This is a genomic window from Pseudomonas salicis (assembly GCF_057128705.1).
In genome coordinates, this window is sequence record NZ_JBSKHU010000007.1 from 299255 (window position 1) to 318607 (window position 19353).

The 19353-nt window shown below is 57.5% G+C and carries 17 protein-coding genes; 10 read left to right on the forward strand and 7 right to left on the reverse strand.

Translation table 11 applies throughout. From position 1 onward, the window contains the following. Window positions 1-370: 370 nt before the first annotated feature. Window positions 371-886: an ACT domain-containing protein gene (locus ACWKWE_RS25305; protein ID WP_166595650.1), complete on the forward strand. Its 516-nt coding sequence runs from the start codon at window positions 371-373 to the stop codon at window positions 884-886. A 261-nt stretch (window positions 887-1147) separates the two neighbouring features. Here ACWKWE_RS25305 and ACWKWE_RS25310 read toward each other — a convergent pair whose 3' ends face one another. The 7 genes from ACWKWE_RS25310 to ACWKWE_RS25340 all read right to left on the reverse strand — a co-directional run bounded on the left by ACWKWE_RS25310 (window position 1148) and on the right by ACWKWE_RS25340 (window position 8237). Continuing rightward, a complete protein-coding gene (locus ACWKWE_RS25310; RefSeq protein WP_483852034.1) occupies window positions 1148-2122 on the reverse strand; it encodes a serine/threonine protein kinase in 975 nt (324 codons plus the stop codon). 253 nt (window positions 2123-2375) lie between these two features. Beyond that, the gene (locus ACWKWE_RS25315; protein WP_483852035.1) at window positions 2376-4304 is read right to left on the reverse strand and encodes a PhoX family protein; all 1929 of its coding nucleotides are present in this window, start codon (window positions 4302-4304) and stop codon (window positions 2376-2378) included. A 105-nt stretch (window positions 4305-4409) separates the two neighbouring features. Then, window positions 4410-5174, reverse strand: coding sequence for a TOBE domain-containing protein (locus ACWKWE_RS25320; protein WP_483852036.1), 765 nt, complete (start codon window positions 5172-5174; stop codon window positions 4410-4412). Window positions 5175-5352: 178 nt separating this feature from the next. Then, the gene (locus ACWKWE_RS25325) at window positions 5353-6615 is read right to left on the reverse strand and encodes a hypothetical protein (protein ID WP_483852037.1); all 1263 of its coding nucleotides are present in this window, start codon (window positions 6613-6615) and stop codon (window positions 5353-5355) included. Continuing rightward, window positions 6605-7102, reverse strand: a complete 498-nt coding sequence (locus ACWKWE_RS25330; protein ID WP_483852038.1) for a glycine-rich domain-containing protein — start codon at window positions 7100-7102, stop codon at window positions 6605-6607. The genes ACWKWE_RS25325 and ACWKWE_RS25330 overlap by 11 nt, the downstream gene beginning before the upstream one ends. A 56-nt stretch (window positions 7103-7158) precedes the next feature. Further along, window positions 7159-7293 carry a hypothetical protein gene (locus tag ACWKWE_RS25335; protein ID WP_256665210.1) on the reverse strand — a complete coding sequence of 45 codons (135 nt, stop codon included), beginning with the start codon at window positions 7291-7293 and terminating at the stop codon, window positions 7159-7161. 209 nt (window positions 7294-7502) lie between these two features. After that, complete coding sequence (locus ACWKWE_RS25340) at window positions 7503-8237, reverse strand: double zinc ribbon domain-containing protein (protein ID WP_483852039.1); 735 nt, start codon at window positions 8235-8237, stop codon at window positions 7503-7505. Between the two features lie 107 nt (window positions 8238-8344). Here ACWKWE_RS25340 and bioB point away from each other — a divergent pair, with 107 nt between their 5' ends. From bioB to ACWKWE_RS25385, 9 genes are all read left to right on the forward strand, one after another. Beyond that, a complete protein-coding gene (bioB, locus tag ACWKWE_RS25345) occupies window positions 8345-9400 on the forward strand; it encodes a biotin synthase BioB (protein WP_166595644.1) in 1056 nt (351 codons plus the stop codon). A 173-nt stretch (window positions 9401-9573) separates the two neighbouring features. After that, the gene (gene bioF, locus ACWKWE_RS25350; RefSeq protein WP_483852040.1) at window positions 9574-10764 is read left to right on the forward strand and encodes an 8-amino-7-oxononanoate synthase; all 1191 of its coding nucleotides are present in this window, start codon (window positions 9574-9576) and stop codon (window positions 10762-10764) included. Next, on the forward strand, window positions 10757-11488 hold the full coding sequence (locus ACWKWE_RS25355) for an alpha/beta fold hydrolase (protein ID WP_483852041.1): 732 nt from the start codon (window positions 10757-10759) through the stop codon (window positions 11486-11488). The genes bioF and ACWKWE_RS25355 overlap by 8 nt, the downstream gene beginning before the upstream one ends. Continuing rightward, window positions 11481-12329 (forward strand): malonyl-ACP O-methyltransferase BioC, encoded by an 849-nt coding sequence (gene bioC / locus ACWKWE_RS25360; RefSeq protein WP_483852042.1) that lies wholly within the window; start codon window positions 11481-11483, stop codon window positions 12327-12329. Before ACWKWE_RS25355 ends, bioC begins: the two co-directional genes overlap by 8 nt. 88 nt (window positions 12330-12417) lie before the next feature. Further along, window positions 12418-13098 (forward strand): dethiobiotin synthase, encoded by a 681-nt coding sequence (gene bioD, locus ACWKWE_RS25365; protein WP_166595887.1) that lies wholly within the window; start codon window positions 12418-12420, stop codon window positions 13096-13098. A gap of 136 nt (window positions 13099-13234) precedes the next feature. Beyond that, window positions 13235-13531 carry a pyrroloquinoline quinone biosynthesis protein PqqE gene (locus ACWKWE_RS25370; RefSeq protein WP_166595640.1) on the forward strand — a complete coding sequence of 99 codons (297 nt, stop codon included), beginning with the start codon at window positions 13235-13237 and terminating at the stop codon, window positions 13529-13531. A gap of 366 nt (window positions 13532-13897) precedes the next feature. Then, complete coding sequence (locus tag ACWKWE_RS25375; RefSeq protein WP_166595639.1) at window positions 13898-15703, forward strand: phenylacyl-CoA dehydrogenase; 1806 nt, start codon at window positions 13898-13900, stop codon at window positions 15701-15703. 205 nt (window positions 15704-15908) lie between these two features. Next, entirely contained in the window at window positions 15909-17204 is a 1296-nt protein-coding gene (locus ACWKWE_RS25380; RefSeq protein ID WP_166595638.1) for a GGDEF domain-containing protein, read from the forward strand. Window positions 17205-17426: 222 nt separating this feature from the next. Continuing rightward, on the forward strand, window positions 17427-19205 hold the full coding sequence (locus tag ACWKWE_RS25385) for an acyl-CoA dehydrogenase C-terminal domain-containing protein (protein ID WP_483852043.1): 1779 nt from the start codon (window positions 17427-17429) through the stop codon (window positions 19203-19205). Window positions 19206-19353 lie beyond the last annotated feature (148 nt).

The window sequence follows — 19353 nt, forward strand, 5'->3', positions numbered from 1 at the left end:
TCGCTGCTCACCCTCGCCAGAACATGCCTTCGCAGGCGGCTGGGCGTAAGGATTGACGAGCAGGAATGCCGAGTCAGGCATCATCCCAACGTTTATGTAGTGGACGCGGCGGAATACTACATGATGAGTTGCGGCGTGAAAATCAGACTAAATATGTCACCGAACGACTGGTTTTCCACAAATGGTCACGCTGGGGTTACATATGTTCTCAAAAAATAGGCGAATTGTTCCAGATAATTATAAAAACGGTACACAAATCGTTTCCCGAGGAAGCATTCAGGCGCTCCTCCAGCCCTTGCCTATACTTGCCGGGCAGCCGCGCAGGCGCCGAGGTTCGGCCAGCGGACACATAAAGCAGAAGGAGTTCACAGTGCATCAGCTTATCTTTACCGTCACTGCCCCGGACAAACCGGGGCTGGTCGAACAGATCGCCTCGTGCATTGCAAATCACGGTGGCAATTGGCTGGAAAGCCGTATGGCTCATTTGGCCGGTCAGTTCGCGGGCATTGTTCGCGTCGATGTGCCCGCTGAATCGCAAAATGATTTGAGGAGTGCGCTGCAGGGGCTCTCCCACGGTATTCGCGTGCAGTTCGCTGACGTCGGCGGCGAGCCTGTTTCGTACTCGAAACCCATCACTATGGAGTTGGTGGGCAATGATCGGCCGGGGATTGTTCGAGACGTGACTCGCCTGTTGAGCGAGCAGGGCGTTAACGTTGAGCGTCTAGTGACCAGCGTTGAACCGGCGCCCATGAGCAATGAAACGCTTTTCCGCGCCCAGGCACTCTTGGGTCTGCCGGTAAACCTGTCGCTCGATGCGTTGCAGGAACGGCTGGAAACACTGGCGGACGAGCTGATGGTGGAATTGAAGATCAAGTCTGACGACTGAGCCGTCGCACAGTTATCCAGTTTTTCCATGAGCCCGCCTGTGGATAAGCTGCGGATACAGGCGCACAGCCCTTGCCGGCCAACGCTTTGAGAGGGTTGATCAAAAAACCAGCAAATTCAGGGGCTTGTGCACAAATAACGTGAACCAGGCTGTGGATAACCTGCGCAAAAATCGCTGTAAGCCACGGAGGGCGTGGCTTACAGAGGTTTGTTTATTATTTGATCAGTTCGCGCGGGTGCTATCGACCGGTAGGGGCGCTGTTCAAAACAGCTTCAATGGCTCTTCGTTCAGTGCCGCTAGTTGCTCGCGTAGCGCCAGCACTTGATCGCCCCAATAGCGTTCAGTGCCGAACCAGGAAAAGCTGTGGGGGAATGCCGGGTCATCCCAGCGGCGGGCCAGCCAGGCGCTGTAATGCAGCAGGCGCAAGGCGCGCAGCGGTTCGATCAGCGCGAGTTCGCGAGGATCGAAATCGTGAAACTCGTTGTAGCCATCCATCAATTCCGACAGCTGACTCAGACAATCCTGACGGTCTCCGGCGAGCATCATCCAGACGTCCTGCACGGCAGGCCCCATCCGGCAGTCGTCGAGGTCGACGATGTGAAAGATCTCATCGCGGGTCATCATGTTGCCGGGGTGGCAGTCGCCGTGCATGCGGATGTTCTGGTGCGGCGTTGCGGCGTAGGCATCTTCGACACGTTTGAGCAGATCTTTGGCAACCGACGAGTAGGCAGGCAGCAGGCTGCGCGGGATCACGTCATTTTCCAGCAGATAGTTCAGTGAATCGTGGCCGAAGTTCTTCACGCCCAGCGCTTCGCGATGTTCGAACGGGCGAGTGGCGCCGACCGCGTGAATCCTGCCCAGCAGTTGGCCGAGGCGATACAGTTGGTCGAGATTGCCCGGCTCCGGTGCGCGACCGCCACGACGGGGGAAGAGGGTGAAGCGAAAACCGGCGTGTTCGAACAGCGTTTGCCCGTTGTGGATAAGGGGTGCGACCACCGGGATTTCCACTTCGGCCAGTTCGGCGGTGAAGCTGTGTTCTTCGAGAATCGCTTCGTTTGTCCAGCGATTAGGGCGGTAAAACTTGGCAATGAGCGGCTGGCTTTCATCAATGCCAACCTGATAGACGCGGTTCTCGTAGCTGTTGAGCGCGAGAATGCGAGCGTCGCTGACAAAACCGATGCTTTCAACGGCGTCCAGGACAAGGTCGGGTGTGAGTGTCGCAAACGGGTGGGCCATGCTGACTCCTGCGCGCAGCAGGCTGCCGCGTCGGGCCCGTCATGGTAACTCAGGCATGGGATGGCCGACACAACGCGTTATGTGTTCGGGATTGGAGGGCTGCACGAAATGTTGCCGACGCCTCAGTTGAAATTGTGGGAGCGAATTTATTCGCGAAACGGTGGTACATCCGACACTGATCTGTCGACTATCTACCTTCGCGAAAAATTCGCTCCCACAGGTGCGCCTTATACCGCTTGGGGATGGCGCTGCATCACGCGCCGATCACCCCGCCATCCTCGCGTGTGATCACCATCACCGACGACCTTGGTTTGCCATTGGGCAGATGTTCCGGGAAAGTCGAGCCGCCTTTTTCGCCGGGATGCTGAATCCCCACGAACAGCGCTTTCTGGTCTGGCGCAAAACTGATGCCGGTCACTTCGCAACCCACCGGCCCGACCATGAACCGGCGAATCTCGCCAGTGGCAGGGTCGGCGCACAGCATCTGGTTATTGCCCATGCCCGCAAAATCCCCGGTATTCGAGTAATCGCCATCGGTGAGAATCCACAACCGCCCGGCCTTGTCGAAACCTAAACCGTCGGGGCTGTTGAACATGTTCTGCGGGGTGATGTTGCTTGAACCGCCTTGAGGCTTGCCTGCGTGCACCACGGGATTGCCCGCGACCACGAACAGATCCCACGCAAAATCCATTGATGCCGCATCCGAACCTGCTTCCTGCCAGCGCAGTATCTGGCCGTACTGGTTTTTCTCCCGCGGGTTCGGGCCGCCCACTGGCTGGCCTTCCTCGCCACGCTTGACGTTGTTGGTCAGCGTGCAATACACCTGACCGTCCTTGGGGCTGACCACGATCCACTCGGGCCGATCCATTCGCGTCGCTTTAACCACGCTCGCCGCCAGGCGCGCATGAATCAGCACCTCTGCTTGATTGGCAAAGCCGCTCGACGCATCGACCCCGTTCTTGCCATGAGCCAGTTCCACCCACTTACCCTGGCCTTTCGGGTGATCAGGGTTGCTGTCGCCGTTATCGAACTGCGCAACGTACAAGGTGCCGTGATCGAGGATGTCGCGATTAGCTTTCAGGTTCTTGTGATTGACCTTGTCGCGGCTGACGAACTTGTAGATGAATTCGCCGCGCTCGTCGTCGCCCATGTAAACCACCGCGCGGCCATCTTTCGTTTCTGTGATCGCCGCGTTTTCATGCTTGAAACGACCCAGGGCCGTGCGTTTGACAGGCGTTGATTTCGGGTCGAACGGGTCGATTTCCACGATCCAGCCGTGACGGTTGAATTCGTTCGGGTTTTTGGCGATGTCGAAGCGCGGGTCGTGGGGATGCCAGTTCACTTCCTTGCTGGTGGCGACAACGCCGTAGCGCTTGGCAGCGGCATCGAATTGCTGCGCAGGATCACTGCTGCCGAAGCAGTCGGTGAAGTTCTCTTCGCACGTCAGATAAGTGCCCCATGGCGTCTTGCCATTGGCGCAGTTCTGAAAAGTGCCGAGAACGTTCTTACCCGTTTTATCGGCGGCCGTTTTCAGCCACTCGTGTCCCGCCGCCGGGCCGCTAAGGTGAATCGGCGTGTTGCCGTGCACGCGGCGGTTGAATTTCGAGCCTTGCACGAACTTCCACTGGCCACCTTCGCGCTTCACCTCGATCACCGAAACCCCTTCGCTGGCCAACGCCTTGTGCACGTCGTCGGTGGATTGTGGGTCTTTGCCGTGATCGAACAGGTAGCGGTAGTTGGTGTATTCGTTGTTGATGGCCATCAGCGCGCGGGTGGCGTTATTGGCGTCGTCACCGGGAAAGGTGAACAGGCTCATGCCGTCGTTGTTATCGCCGAATTGAAGTTCCTGCGCCTTCGCCGTGCCCTTGCCGGACGGGTCGAAAGCGGGACCGCCCGCGTGAAGAGGCTGACCCCAGCTGATCAGGACGGAAGATGTGTAGCCGGGCGGCAGCGCAATGCTGTCAGCGGAGGAGGAGGCGATGCTGTCGAAGCCAAGCAACGTGCGGTTGACCGCGCTGACACTGGCAGCCATCACACTGCGACTGAGCAGGTTGCCACCCAGGAACATCGCCGCGCCACACAGAGCGCCCGCGCTGATGAAGCCTCGCCGGGTGAGGCCGACGCTGTTTTGCTGCACCAGGGTTTCGAGGTCGGTGGACTGGTGTTCTTCTAATAATTTCATCACGGGCTTCCTGCGGTTTTTGCGCAGACCTTATTCCGCCCGGATGACGCTATTGTGTCCGTCCGATGACGACGCTGGCTCCCGTGTGAGCCTTTTTCAAACGATTTACAGCGGCGTTCCGATCAATACATAAGAGGGCGCGAACTGTACTTTCACGTCGCCCCCCACCTTTAATTTCAAGGTGTTGAGATGATCGGGCTCAGCCACCGCGCACAGAATCTGGCTGCTGGACAGGGCGATTCGTACCTCACTGGGCCCCTCTTCGCCGTCGAGAATCTCGTCGATTTTGCCGATCAGGCAATTGTGTCCAGGTGTTGCTGATTGGTCCGGCGGCAACAACTCCAGCCAACTGGCCTTGATCAGCGCGAACACGTCGGCACCTTTTTCCAGCTCCAGTCGTAGCGTGCTGTCATGGGTGATTTGCGCATCAATGGACAGGCCACCGGCGAGGGTCAATTCGATCATGTCATTGCGACCCGAGGGCGTGATGCTCGCGACCTGGCCGTGCAACTGATTGCGGGCGCTGGTGCGCAGCATCAAACGACTGAGCAGCGCCAAATCGCTCGACTCTTCCGGGGTTTCCAGCAACTGGGTCTGTAGCGCCTGCAAGCGCTGATAAAGACGCAACACTCGCTCGCCTTCCGCCGACAACTTCGCCCCGCCGCCGCCACGCCCACCGACACTGCGCTCTACCAGCGGCTTCAGCGCCAGATTGTTCAGCTCGTCAATGGCATCCCACGCCGCCTTGTAACTCAGCCCCGCACTTTTCGCCGCACGGGTGATGGACCCCTGCTCGGCAATATGCTGCAACAGCGCGATGCGATGGGGGCGACGGACCATGTGTTGCGAGAGCGAGGGCGGTAGGGACATGTCGGGCGGCGTTTGTCTTATGGTGATGAGGGCGGAGTGTAAGCGAAATCTTCAGGGGGATTTGTGGCGAAGAGAAATGTTGTGCAGGCCATCGATCTTGTAGGAGCCCGCTCGTCCGCCAAAGCTGCGCATCTGTCACACGAGAGGCATTGGATGTATCGGCCTCTTGCGAGTGGGTCTAAGGGTCGCGCTTGTGAAGGCAAACAATCCTGATATTCAATATCAGAAAGGCCACGGCAGCAGCTCCGCTTTGAAACATTAGGAATGTCTCAATACCCGGTCTGTCCAAGTGCAATGCGTACAGCAAGGGTACAAGTACCCCAAGCATGATGATGTTAACCAGCAACTGAGGTTTCAACGTCTCGCCTCTTGCGCGTAAATGCGCAACTGCCAGCGAAAGAAACGAGCTCGTGGCGATGAAAAGAATCACAGCCATAAACATCTGCCCGCTGTAATTTACCGTTTTGTCGCCGACAAGTTGGAAAACGTGCTCTCCGATGAGAGTAAATACCAACGCAGTAAGTAACAGCGTGCCGATAACCCATTTAAGCCCGGACCTGTAGAAAGTGCTGGACTGGGTGAGGTGCTGGCTCACTTGAAAACTATGAATTTGCGTCAGAGCGAGCGAAGGGATGAGCAGGATGCCTGTGATGGTCATGAATACGGACAGCTCGGCTACTAGCGAGCTTTCGATTCTTGCGAGTCTTTCCATCAATAAATAGAAGTAAATTTTCTGTCCACTCATCCCGGCGGCTATAGGAAAACCCGTACGGAGGAAGTAGCCAGCGAAGATTTTGCCGTAACGAATAGAAACATAGCGCTGTTGTCGCGACATTTTCAAAAGAAAGAGCAGTGTCATGAGCTCTGTAAGAAAAAAATAAAGCATGGCGCAGTACTTGAAGTCGTCGGTGTCGGAATACTCATACGACAGCATAAGGACCATCGAGCACATCAACGTAATCTTCAGCTTGGTGAGCGTGAAGTGAGTAGCTTTGCCGGTAGCTTCTAAAAACATCTGTAAGAAAGCGTTCGTTGCGATAATCGGAGTCGCCATCATGTACACGAGAGAAATTGACCAAAAGTCTCTTCCGTCCCATTGTTGGGTGCCACTTACTTCGCTTGCTAATTGAACCGCGAGTAAACAGGTGGTCGCAGTCAAAATGCCGACTATCAGAGACAGCGTGAACCCACCTGCAAAAAAATCATGCAAGTCAGAGGGCTGACCAATCAACGATGCCGCTTTATTGCCCGCAGTCGCTAGGACCAAAGGGAAAACAGTCGAGATCACGGACAGCAAGGCGAGTGTGTAGGAAAACATGCCCAAGTCTTCGGGGGCTTTGTGGGCAAGCAGTACGAACACCAGCGATATCCCGCTTAGAGGGATCAGTCGATTCAAGATGAAGGGGGCAAGCGAAGCCTGAACTGACTGGTTATATTTCACTGTTGTCACCCCAGATGGCGGACATCCTGCTGCCGAACTCTATCTCGTGCAGTTCTTGCGTAACGTCGAAAGCTAAATCAAGATTTTGCTTATCAGGCTCCCCACGTATCCCAAAGTAGGGGTAGTGGTGGAAGTAGTAACCGAAGATCTGGAGGCAGTCTCTGAAATATTGACGTGTGTCCAATATGTGATGGTGCCAGATCTCATCCACCTCCAGCATGGGAGGCAAAACGCGAAACTGAGATAAATATTTTTTGTTCAAATACAAAAAATTTTTGTAATACTGGATGGCTATCTCTGCTTCAGCCTCAGACCAAACTCTGCAAGTTAAAGGGTCTTTAGAACAAAGTTTTGTACGGATTAATGAGAAATCAATTTCATTGATGTGATGGACCGCCTCTTCCAAAGTCGGTATGGGAATTTCAGATGCAGGAGCTTTCATACTGTGAGGAAGGGTATTTTCGATCTTTTTGTACTGTCTGTCCACAGGGGCGTCCTTTCGTCGGAGCTGCCAGCAACCTGCTGGCAGCTTTAAACAAGCGGTTACCAGCTACCGCCACCTTGGCAGTGGCCGCCACCGCCACCATTGTTTTTACGAGTGCTCAAAAGTTGTTTAGCTTCTGCTGACAGTTTTTGATCTGGCTTGATGCTTGGTGCTGCTTTTTTAAAAGTTTTCATAGGTCACCATTTTGTTTTGTTGATCAGGAAAAATGCCTGACGAACAATTTATAATTCGGCGCGGAGTGAATCGCAACATCTAGCATTAAAATCAGAAATTCCCTACATACTTGTGTTGAATATACGTAGGGGTTTTCCCGAATTATGATATCGGGCGATTGGAACTATTAGTCAATGCCGGACGACTTGCACCCTTCGCGGGTTCTCTCTCAATCCCCAGGCTTCGCCGTCCGTGCCAGGCAGTACACATCCACCTTCTTCGCCCCGGCACTGATCAACAGCCTCGCCAGCGCATCGGCGGTCGCGCCTGTGGTGAGTACGTCATCAATGAGCGCGACGTGTTGGCCGACGATTTTCGCGGCGTCCGCCAAGGCAAATGCTTCACGCAAGTTACGCTTGCGGGCCTTGGCATCGAGGCCTTGTTGCGCTGGCGTTTCCTTTACGCGTTTGATCAGCCGCTCATCTATCGATAGCCCCAATTGCGACCCCAGCCAGTGCGCGAGCATGGCAGCCTGGTTGTAACCGCGCTGGCGCAGCCTCTTGTGGGCGAGGGGCACGGGAATCATGAAGTCGGGTCGGGCCAAACCTTCGTCGAATCGATGTTGCAAGGTCTGGCCGAGCAATTCTGCGAGCAGCCTGCCCAACGGCCATTTGCCTTGGTGCTTGAAGCGTGTGACCAACGCGTCGATGGGGAAGTCGTAAAGCCACGGCACGATGACTTCGTTGAAGGCCGGGGAGTGTTGCGTGCACTGCGCGCAGGTCAGGCCCTCCATCGGCATGGGCAGTGCGCAGCGGTCGCATTGATCGATCAACCAGGGCAGGTCGCTTTCGCACGGGGTGCAGATTGAGCTGTCTGAATCGGTCTGCTCATCGCATAATAAACAGGTTTGTACGTTTTTTAACCAGATGTAAACCTGATGCCCGTTGTGTGGTTGACAGCGCATGTCGCTTCCTTAACTATGCCGAACATCCGTGTTGCGCCTGTGGACTTTCAGGTTTGGTCGATTGCCGAACCGCCCGGGTACTTGCCAAATACATGAAGGAGCCGCCCATGAGCGCCAGCATCAATGCCACTTTGCGTCACGACTGGACCTTAGCCGAGGTCAGGGCGCTGTTCACACAGCCGTTCAATGACCTGCTGTTTCAGGCGCAAACCGTGCATCGCGCTCATTTCGACGCCAACCGCGTTCAAGTCTCTACCCTGCTGTCGATCAAGACCGGCGCCTGCCCTGAAGACTGCAAGTACTGCCCTCAGTCCGGTCACTACAACACCGGCCTCGAAAAAGAAAAGCTGATGCAGGTCCAGCAAGTGCTGGAAGAGGCCGCTCGTGCCAAGGCCATCGGCTCGACCCGTTTCTGCATGGGTGCTGCCTGGAAACACCCGTCCGCCAAAGACATGCCGTACGTGCTGGAGATGGTCAAAGGCGTGAAAGCCATGGGCCTGGAAACGTGCATGACCCTGGGCAAGCTCGATCAGGACCAGACCAAGGCGCTGGCTGATGCGGGCCTGGACTACTACAACCACAACCTCGATACCTCGCCGGACTTCTATACGAGCATCATCACCACCCGCACCTACAGCGAGCGTCTGCAGACCCTGGCGTACGTGCGAGATGCGGGCATGAAGATCTGCTCCGGCGGCATCCTGGGCATGGGCGAGTCGCTGGACGACCGCGCCAACCTGCTGATCCAACTGGCCAACCTGCCAGAGCACCCGGAGTCGGTGCCGATCAACATGTTGGTGAAAGTTGCCGGTACGCCGCTGGCCAATGCCGAAGACGTCGATCCATTCGACTTCATCCGCATGCTGGCCGTGGCGCGCATCCTGATGCCGCAATCTCACGTGCGCCTCTCCGCAGGCCGCGAAGCGATGAACGATCAGATGCAAGCCTTGGCGTTCTTTGCCGGTGCCAACTCGATTTTCTACGGCGACAAACTGCTCACCACCGCCAACCCGCAGGCTGACAAGGACATGCTGCTGTTCTCGCGTCTGGGCATTCAGCCGGAAGCCCGTGAAGAGCATTCGGACGAAGTGCATCAGGCAGCGATCGAACAGGCGCTGATCGAGCAGAAGAGCAGCGAGATGTTTTACGACGCGGCGGTTTAAGACTGACGCTAGTTCACTGCCTATATACGACCTGTGGCATGCACAAAAACTGTAGGAGTGAGCTTGCTCGCGATTGAGATTTGTCTGTAACACATAACGTGACTGACACACTGCAATCGCGAGCAAGCGCACTCCTACAGGGAAATGCGCATTGCATCTGACCCGAGGCCTGCATGTCTTTCGATCTGAGCGCACGTCTCGCTACCCGTCGTGCCGACCACCTCTACCGCCAACGCCCTCTGTTGCAGAGCCCTCAAGGCCCTGCAGTCGTCGTGGACGGCCAGCCCTTGCTGGCGTTCTGCAACAACGATTACATGGGCCTGGCCAATCACCCCGACGTCGTCGCTGCGTGGAAGGCAGGCGCCGAGCGCTGGGGCGTGGGCGGTGGGGCGTCGCATCTGGTGATCGGTCACAGCACGCCGCACCACGAACTTGAAGAAGCGTTGGCTGACCTCACTGGCCGCCCCCGCGCTCTGCTGTTCTCCAACGGTTACATGGCCAACCTTGGCGCCGTGACCGCGTTGGTGGGGCAGGGCGACACCGTGTTGGAAGATCGCCTCAACCATGCTTCGCTGCTCGATGCCGGTTTGCTGAGTGGCGCACGGTTTTCCCGTTATCTGCACAACGATTCCGACAGCCTGAACACGCGGCTGGAGAAGGCGGTCGGCGATACGCTGGTCGTCACCGACGGCGTGTTCAGCATGGACGGCGACATCGCTGACCTGCCTGCGTTGGCCAAGGTTGCCAAGGCCAAAAACGCCTGGCTGATGGTCGATGACGCTCACGGTTTCGGACCGTTGGGCGCCAACGGCGCAGGGATCGTCGAACACTTCGGCTTGAGCGTGGAAGACGTGCCCGTGCTGATCGGCACCCTCGGCAAATCCTTCGGCACGGCCGGTGCGTTCGTGGCTGGAAGCGAGGAGCTGATTGAGACGCTGATCCAGTTCGCTCGCCCTTACATCTACACCACTAGCCAGCCACCAGCGCTGGCCTGCGCCACCCTGAAAAGCCTTGAGCTGCTGCGTCGCGAGCATTGGCGTCGCGAGCATTTGCAGGCGCTGATCAAGCAGTTCCGAGACGGCGCTCAGGCTATCGGGCTTGAGCTGATGGACAGCTTCACGCCGATCCAGCCGATCCTCATAGGCAGCAGCGACCGAGCCTTGCGTCTGTCACAGATGCTGCGCGAGCGCGGCCTGATGGTCACCGCGATTCGTCCGCCGACCGTTCCCGCAGGCAGCGCGCGTTTGCGGGTCACGCTCTCCGCCGCCCACAGCGAAGCCCAGGTGCAGCTATTGTTGGATGCACTGGAGCAGTGTTATCCGCTGCTGGGAACAGGCGAATCGGTGGAGCCACAACATGCGTGATCGGTTGATCCTGTTGCCGGGCTGGGGGCTTGGCGTAACCCCTCTGGAGCCGTTGGCCGCCGCGTTGCGCGGTCTGGACGAACACCTGCACGTCGAGATCGAGCCGTTGCCGGATCTGGACACTGACGACCTCAATGAATGGCTCGACGAGCTGGACTCGACCCTGCCCGACAACGCCTGGCTGGGCGGCTGGTCCCTCGGTGGCATGTTGGCGGCAGAGTTGGCAGCGCGACGTGGCGAGCGCTGCTGCGGACTGGCGACCTTTGCCAGTAACGTCTGCTTCGTCGCCCGCAGTCAGTGGCCGAGCGCGATGCCGCAAACCGATTTCGACGCGTTCATCGCGGGCTGCGAAGCCGATCCCGAGGCCACCCTAAAGCGCTTCAGTCTTCTGTGCGTGCAAGGTGCTGAAGAGCCGCGCGCACTGTCTCGACAACTCAAGGCGGGTGCGCCTCATGGCACGAGCGTTGGCCTGATCGAGGGCCTCAAATTGCTCGAACAGATGGACACCCGCGCGGCGTTGCAAGCCTATCGCGGCCCGCAATTGCACCTGTTCGGGGGCCTCGATGCGCTGGTGCCTGCCGAAGCGTCGGCTGATCTGCTCAACCTCTTGCCGGACATCGAAGTCGGCGTGATCGAGCAGGCCAGTCACGCGTTTATCCTGGAAAACCCCCATGGCGTGGCTGCGGCGGTCCAGGCTTTTCTACATGAGTCCGGTGATGACTGATCTTTCCCACTGTGCGGTGCTGAAAGCTGTGAAACAGCAACAGGCAAAAATTGAAAACCCTCTACCTGACAAGCGTCAGGTGGCAGCGTCGTTCTCCAAGGCGGCGGCGAGTTACGACAGCGTTGCCGAATTGCAGCGTGCGGTCGGCAATGAGCTGATGTCGCGTTTGCCTGAAACGACGCCCGCTCGTTGGCTTGATCTCGGCAGCGGCACTGGCTATTTCAGTCGTGCGCTGGCTCAACGTTTCCCTCATGGCGAAGGCCTTGCGCTGGACATTGCCGAAGGCATGCTCAATCACGCACGGCCTTTGGGCGGCGCGGATCATTACGTGGTGGGTGATGCCGAAAACCTGCCACTGCGCGACGCCAGCGTTGACCTGATGTTTTCCAGCCTGGCCGTGCAATGGTGCTCGGATTTCTCCTCAGTGTTGTCCGAAGTCCGTCGCGTGCTGAAGCCTGGCGGAGTCTTCGGCTTTGCCAGCCTGTGCGTAGGCACATTGTATGAACTGCGCGACAGTTGGCAGGCGGTGGACGGCATGGTCCATGTGAATCGCTTTCGCGAGTTCGACGAGTATCAACGGTTGTGCGCGGCGAGTGGCTTGCAAGTGCGCAGCCTGAGTGTGTTGCCCCATGTGCTGCATTACCCCGATGTGCGCAGTCTGACTCACGAGCTCAAGGCGCTGGGCGCGCACAACATCAATCCGGGCAGGCCGGGAGGTTTGACTGGTCGGGTGCGGATTCAGGCGTTGATCGACGCCTACGAAACGTTTCGACAGGAAAAAGGCCTGCCTGCGACGTATCAAGTGATTTACGCCGTATTGGAAAAACCGGCGACTGTTTAAAAAGTGACCGGTTTCATGAGCGTCGTTCGTGTGAGCGCTATAGTGAGTGAGCAATAGTTTGAAAAAATCTGAACGGATGGTCGCCAAGATGAGTGCTGCGTATTTCATCGCGGGAACCGACACCGATGTTGGCAAAACCACCGTTGCCACCGGGCTGTTATATGCGGCACGCCAATCCGGGCTGAGCACGGCCGCCGGTAAACCTGTTGCATCGGGCTGCGATGTGAAGCCGAAAGGGTTGCGCAATCCCGATGCCATCGCGTTACGCGCTGAATGTTCGATTCAGTTGACCTACGACGAGGTGAATCCGGTCGCGTTCGAGCCAGCCATTGCTCCACACCTGGCCGCTCGCGAGGCCGGTGTTGCACTGACCGTTGCGTCCCTACTTGGGCCAATGCGCCATATTCTGGAAAAACAGGCTGATTTCACCCTAATCGAAGGTGCGGGTGGCTGGCGGGTGCCACTGGCGGATCAGGCCAATCTTTCTGATCTTGCGGTTGCGCTGGGATTGCCGGTGATTTTGGTGGTGGGCGTGCGTCTTGGCTGCATCAGCCATGCCTTACTGACGGCCGAAGCCATCGCCAATGACGGCCTGCAACTGGCGGGTTGGGTAGCGAACATCATCGACCCGAAGACGTCTCGCCTCGAAGAAAACCTCGCCACCCTGGCCGAGCGCCTGCCTGCGCCCTGTTTAGGGCGCGTGCCGCACATGAAGAAATCGACGCCGGAAATGGTTGCCGAGCATTTGCATTTGGAACTGTTGGATTAGCGGAAACAGCCCGTCTATACCGTGCTGTCTGTGACCTCTATCACAAGGCGCAATGCCATTAGTCTTTTTGCCGAGTGTTTCACGGCCTTTACTGGTTTAATGACGCTGTTCGTTTTATGAACAGAGGATTGTGATCATGCAAATCACGCTGAACAACACGCTGTACCCAGGCCTGAGCGCAATGCAGGTCGGGCAAGATCGTGTCGATCAAGCTGCCACTCAGTTGGCAAGCCCTGGCACCGAAGTGGCGGGTCGCAGCCAGTCCTCGGACTTTCAGCTTGAGCGACTGCGCTCAGTTGACCGCCCTCAGCGTTCCGACATGGCCACGAATGTCGTCGAGCTGACCCAAGGGCGCATTCAGGTTCAGTTGGGCGCGAAAGTCGAGAAAGCTTCCGACGAAGCGCTCGGCACGCTGATCGACACCTTCGCCTGATTATTTGCAAAACCGCTCTTCTGACGCGCACTTCTTGTGCGCGTTTTCGTATGCGCCCCCTTTCTGAATAACGCCCTATCACCCGACTGAATCGCGGCGCTCTGACGTCTGCGTCGCGGGTTTGCTCTACTAAACTCTACTCACTGAATCAGGGGCTCGGAGCCGTGCCGCATGTGCGCGCCCGTGACGACCGTCTCGGCGTCGATGAAAGGTTCGCGGTGCACCCTTGACATCAATTAGACGTAAACGTATGTTTCAAACATCTGTTTGACCATCGAATAAAAAGACATCTCGGTGGAGGGGTAAGTCCCTACAGTGACCCTACGGTCATCCAATTCCAGGATTCATCAGCAGAGGTTTATCGCTATGCCTGACTACAAGGCCCCCTTGCGTGATATTCGCTTCGTTCGTGACGAGCTGCTCGGCTACGAAGCGCACTATCAAAGTCTGCCAGCTTGCCAGGACGCCACGCCTGACATGGTCGACGCCATTCTTGAGGAAGGCGCCAAGTTTTGTGAGCAGGTATTGGCCCCGTTGAACCGTGTCGGTGACACCGAAGGTTGCACCTGGAGCGAGTCCGGCGTTAAGACTCCGACTGGCTTCAAAGAAGCGTACAAACAATTCGTCGAGGGCGGCTGGCCAAGCCTTGCTCACGATGTTGCACATGGTGGCCAAGGCTTGCCTGAGTCGCTGGGTCTGGCCGTCAGTGAAATGGTGGGCGAAGCCAACTGGTCGTGGGGCATGTACCCAGGCCTGTCCCATGGCGCGATGAACACCATCTCCGAGCACGGCACCCCTGAACAGCAAGAGGCTTACCTGACCAAGCTGGTTTCGGGTGAGTGGACCGGCACCATGTGCCTGACCGAACCTCACTGCGGCACCGACCTGGGCATGCTGCGCACCAAGGCCGAACCTCAGGCCGACGGTTCGTACAAAGTCTCGGGCACTAAAATCTTCATTTCCGCTGGCGAACACGACATGGCCGATAACATCGTCCACATTGTGTTGGCCCGCCTGCCTGATGCGCCTGCGGGCACTAAAGGCATCTCGCTGTTCATCGTTCCGAAGTTCCTGCCGGCTGCCGATGGCAGCGTGGGCGAGCGCAACGCGGTGAACTGCGGTTCGCTTGAACACAAGATGGGCATCCACGGCAACGCCACCTGTGTGATGAACTTCGACGGCGCCACCGGCTTCCTCATCGGCCCGCCGAACAAAGGCCTGAACTGCATGTTCACTTTCATGAACACCGCACGTCTGGGTACCGCACTGCAAGGTCTGGCTCACGCTGAAATCGGCTTCCAGGGCGGTTTGAAATACGCCCGTGAACGTCTGCAAATGCGCTCCCTGACTGGCCCAAAAGCGCCGGACAAAGCCGCTGACCCGATCATCGTTCACCCTGACGTACGTCGCATGCTGCTGACCATGAAAGCCTTCGCCGAAGGCACCCGCGCGATGGTGTATTTCACCGCCAAGCAGGTCGACATCGTCAAGTACAGCGACGACGCTGAAGCCAAGAAGCAAGCCGATGGCCTGCTGGCCTTCATGACTCCGATCGCCAAAGCGTTCATGACCGAAGTCGGTTTCGAATCCGCCAACCACGGCGTACAGATCTACGGCGGCCACGGCTTCATCGCCGAGTGGGGCATGGAGCAGAACGTTCGCGACAGCCGCATTTCGATGCTGTACGAAGGCACCACGGGCGTTCAAGCGCTCGACCTGCTGGGTCGTAAAGTACTGATGACCCAGGGCGAAGCGCTGAAGGGCTTCACCAAGATCGTCCACAAATTCTGCCAGGCGCAAGAAGGCAACGAAGCGGTCAACGAATTCGTCACGCCACTGGCCGCACTGAACAAGGAATGGGGCGACCTGACCATGAAGGTCGGCATGGCCGCCATGAAAGATCGCGAAGAAGTCGGCGCTGCATCGGTGGATTACCTGATGTTCTCCGGTTACGTTTGCCTGGCGTACTTCTGGGCTGACATGGCGCGTCTGGCGGCTGAGAAACTGGCTGCGGGCACCGGCGAAGAAGCCTTCTACACCGCCAAGCTGCAGACCGCGCGCTTCTACTTCCAACGCATCCTGCCGCGCACCCGCACACACGTTGCGGCCATGCTGTCGGGCGCGAATAACCTGATGGACATGAACGAAGAGCATTTCGGCCTGGCTTACTGAGTCAGCCGGGTAGCTTTACCTCAAAGCCGCTTGTCTTTCGGGACAAGCGGCTTTTTTGTGAGCGTCATTTTCAAGATGACAAATTAATGACGACAAAAAACAGTGATTTCTCTCACCATTTTCCTCATCAAATGAGTAAAGTGGCCGATACAGGCACAATGCCATTTGATTTGCACTTGCTCCATACGGGTAGGAGACCGTCCTCTTGCTGCGCCCTTCAGCTGCACGCCTTAGCCATTTTCTACCGTCACTGGCGTTGTTGATCGCCGGGCTCGCGGCTGCATACGTGAAGGACTTGAACGTGTTCTTCACCTCACTGTTCAACGTACTGCCCACGTTGGTGCTGTTGCTGGGCGGTGCGTACTGCGGGGTTTACAAGCGTCAGCGCGAACTGTTCCTGATGATCACCGTGTACATCGCCTATTTCCTGCTCGACACCCAGACCGATTACTACCGTGACAATGGAAAAGTCCGAGAGGACGCCGCCGTGGTGTTTCACCTCTGCTGCCTTCTGCTGCCGGTTATGTTCGGGCTGTTCGCCGCTTGGGAAGAACGCACGCATCTGTTGCAGGATCTGGTGGCACGTCTGGCCGTCCTGGTCGCGGTCGGCAGCGTGGCACTGGGGCTGGAGCAGAGTTTCCCGGAAAGCCTCCTCGCCTGGCTCGCCGACATTCGCTGGCCTGCACTGCACGGGGAGTGGATGAGCCTGATCCAGCTTTCCTACGTGACATTCCTGATTGCCTTCGGCGTGCTGATCACTCAGTACATTCGTAAACCTCGGCCGCTGCATGCCGCGCAATTGGTAGGCCTGCTCGGGTTGTTCTGGGCATTGCCGAAAACCTTCATCCTGCCGTTTACGCTGAACATCATGTGCAGCCAGGTCATGCTGATGATTGCTGCAGGTGTGGCACACGAGGCCTATCAAATGGCGTTTCGTGATGAGTTGACCGGATTGCCGGGCCGGCGAGCGCTCAATGAAAGGATGCAGCGTCTGGGGCGCAACTACGTGCTGGCGATGAGTGACGTCGACCACTTCAAGAAATTCAACGACACCCACGGCCACGATGTGGGCGATCAAGTGCTGCGCCTGGTGGCGAGCAAGCTGTCGAAGATCACCAATGGTGGCGGTCGCGCCTACCGCTACGGTGGTGAAGAGTTCGCCATTGTCTTCGCGGGCAAGACGATTGATGAGTGCATGCCGCACCTGGAAGTGATCCGCGAGACCATCGCCAACTACGCCATCCATTTACGTAATCAGGACAACCGTCCTCAGGACGATCTGCAAGGACGCCAACGCCGTGCAGGCTCGCAGGCGTCCACGGTCTCGGTGACGGTCAGTATGGGCGTCGCCGAACGGCTGCCTGAACACCGCAATCCCGAAGAAGTCCTCAAGGCGGCTGACCAGGCGCTTTACGCGGCCAAAGGCGCGGGCCGCAACTGCGTGATTGCGCACGGTCAGACGAACAAACGCGGCGCCGTGCGAATGGCCGCTGCGAGCTAAGACTTCTTCCTTTCCAAGGGTAATCAAAAGCTTCTGCTGCAAGGCAGGGGCTATTTTAGTGTCTTCATTTTTATGTGACTTTAACTTGATAAATGGTCACTACTTGACCCTATGTGTCGCAAATGGTGTTCCTGTACACTCGGCCTCACTGACACATTGATGCTGCACCCTGTCTGCAGCGTCTCTTTCCCCGGGTCTCTGTTGCTGTTTGCGAGGTTTGCCATGGCTGACTACAAAGCGCCGTTACGTGATATGCGCTTCGTCCTCAATGAAGTGTTCGAAGTCTCCAGACTCTGGGCCACGCTGCCAGAGTTGTCCGAAGCAGTGGATGCGGAAACCGTCGAAGCGATTCTTGAGGAGGCCGGCAAGGTCACCAGCAAATCCGTCGCACCGCTCAGCCGTGCCGCTGACGAAGAAGGTTGTCATTGGGCTGATACCGTCGTGACGACACCCAAAGGTTTCGTTCAGGCGTACAAAACTTACGCTGAAGGTGGCTGGGTTGGCGTTGGTGGCAACCCCGAGTTTGGCGGTATGGGCATGCCCAAGGCTGTCTCGGCTCAGGTTGAAGAAATGGTCAACTCGTCGAGCCTGGCGTTCGGCCTGTACCCGATGCTGACGTCCGGCGCCTGCGTGTCGATCAACACCCACGCCAGTGAAGACCTGAAAGCCACGTACCTGCCGAACATGTACGCCGGGATCTGGGCCGGTTCCATGTGCCTGACCGAAGCCCATGCCGGGACCGACCTCGGGATCATTCGCACCAAGGCCGACCCGCAGGCGGACGGTTCCTACAAGATCAGCGGCACCAAGATCTTCATCACCGGTGGCGAACACGATCTGACTGAGAACATCATCCATCTGGTTCTGGCCAAGCTGCCGGATGCGCCTGCGGGGCCGAAAGGCATCTCGCTTTTTCTGGTGCCGAAATTCTTCGTCAATGCCGACGGCAGCCTAGGCGCACGCAACAGCGTTTCCTGCGGTTCCATCGAACACAAAATGGGCATTCAGGCGTCCGCAACCTGCGTGATGAACTTCGATCAGGCTGAAGGCTATCTGGTGGGCGAGCCCAACAAAGGCCTGGCTGCGATGTTCACGATGATGAACTACGAGCGACTGGGCGTGGGCATTCAAGGGCTGTCGTCTGGCGAGCGCTCTTATCAGAACGCCATCGAGTACGCCCGCGACCGCTTGCAGAGCCGCGCACCGACCGGGGTTCAATCCAAAGACACTATCGCCGATCCGATCATTGTTCACCCTGATGTCCGTCGCATGCTGCTGACCATGAAAGCCCTGAATGAAGGTGGTCGTGCGTTTTCCACCTACGTCGCCATGCAGCTGGACACGGCCAAATACAGCGAAGATGACGACGTTCGCCATCGCGCCGACGCGCTCGTCGCGTTGCTGACGCCGGTCGCCAAGGCGTTCCTCACTGACATGGGGCTGGACACTACGGTCCTCGGTCAGCAGGTGTTCGGCGGCCACGGCTACATTCGTGAATGGGGGCAGGAACAGCTGGTCCGCGACGTGCGTATCACCCAGATTTACGAAGGCACCAACGGTATTCAGGCTCTTGACCTGATGGGGCGCAAAATCGTCGCCACCGGCGGGGCGCATTACCGGCTGTTCTCCGACGAAGTTCGGGCATTCATTACGGCGTCTGACGCGTCGCTGAGCGAATTCACCAAACCCCTGAGCGCCGCGCTGACAACCCTTGATGAATTGACTGACTGGGTTCTGGATCGCGCGCGCAGCAACCCGAATGAAATCGGCGCTGCCTCCGTCGAGTACCTGCACGTGTTCGGCTACACGGCGTACGCGTACATGTGGGCCATGTCGGCCAGAGCGGCGCAGGGAAAAGAGGCTCAAGAAGATTTCTACGCCAGCAAAATGGGCACCGCGCGCTTCTATTTCGCGCGCCTGCTGCCGCGTATTCAATCGCTGGCGGCATCGGTTAGGGCGGGCAGCGAGTCGTTGTTCTTGCTGGACGCTGCGCAGTTTTGATGGGGTAGACGTCGTGTAAGCTTTGGCTTACACGACGCGCTGACAATTGGCTCTATCGCGTTATGGGATCCAAAGTTAATCTACACACATGGACGTCGCGCAGGATGCGCAAACAGACAACATGGACACGTAGGGAATGCCTGCCAGG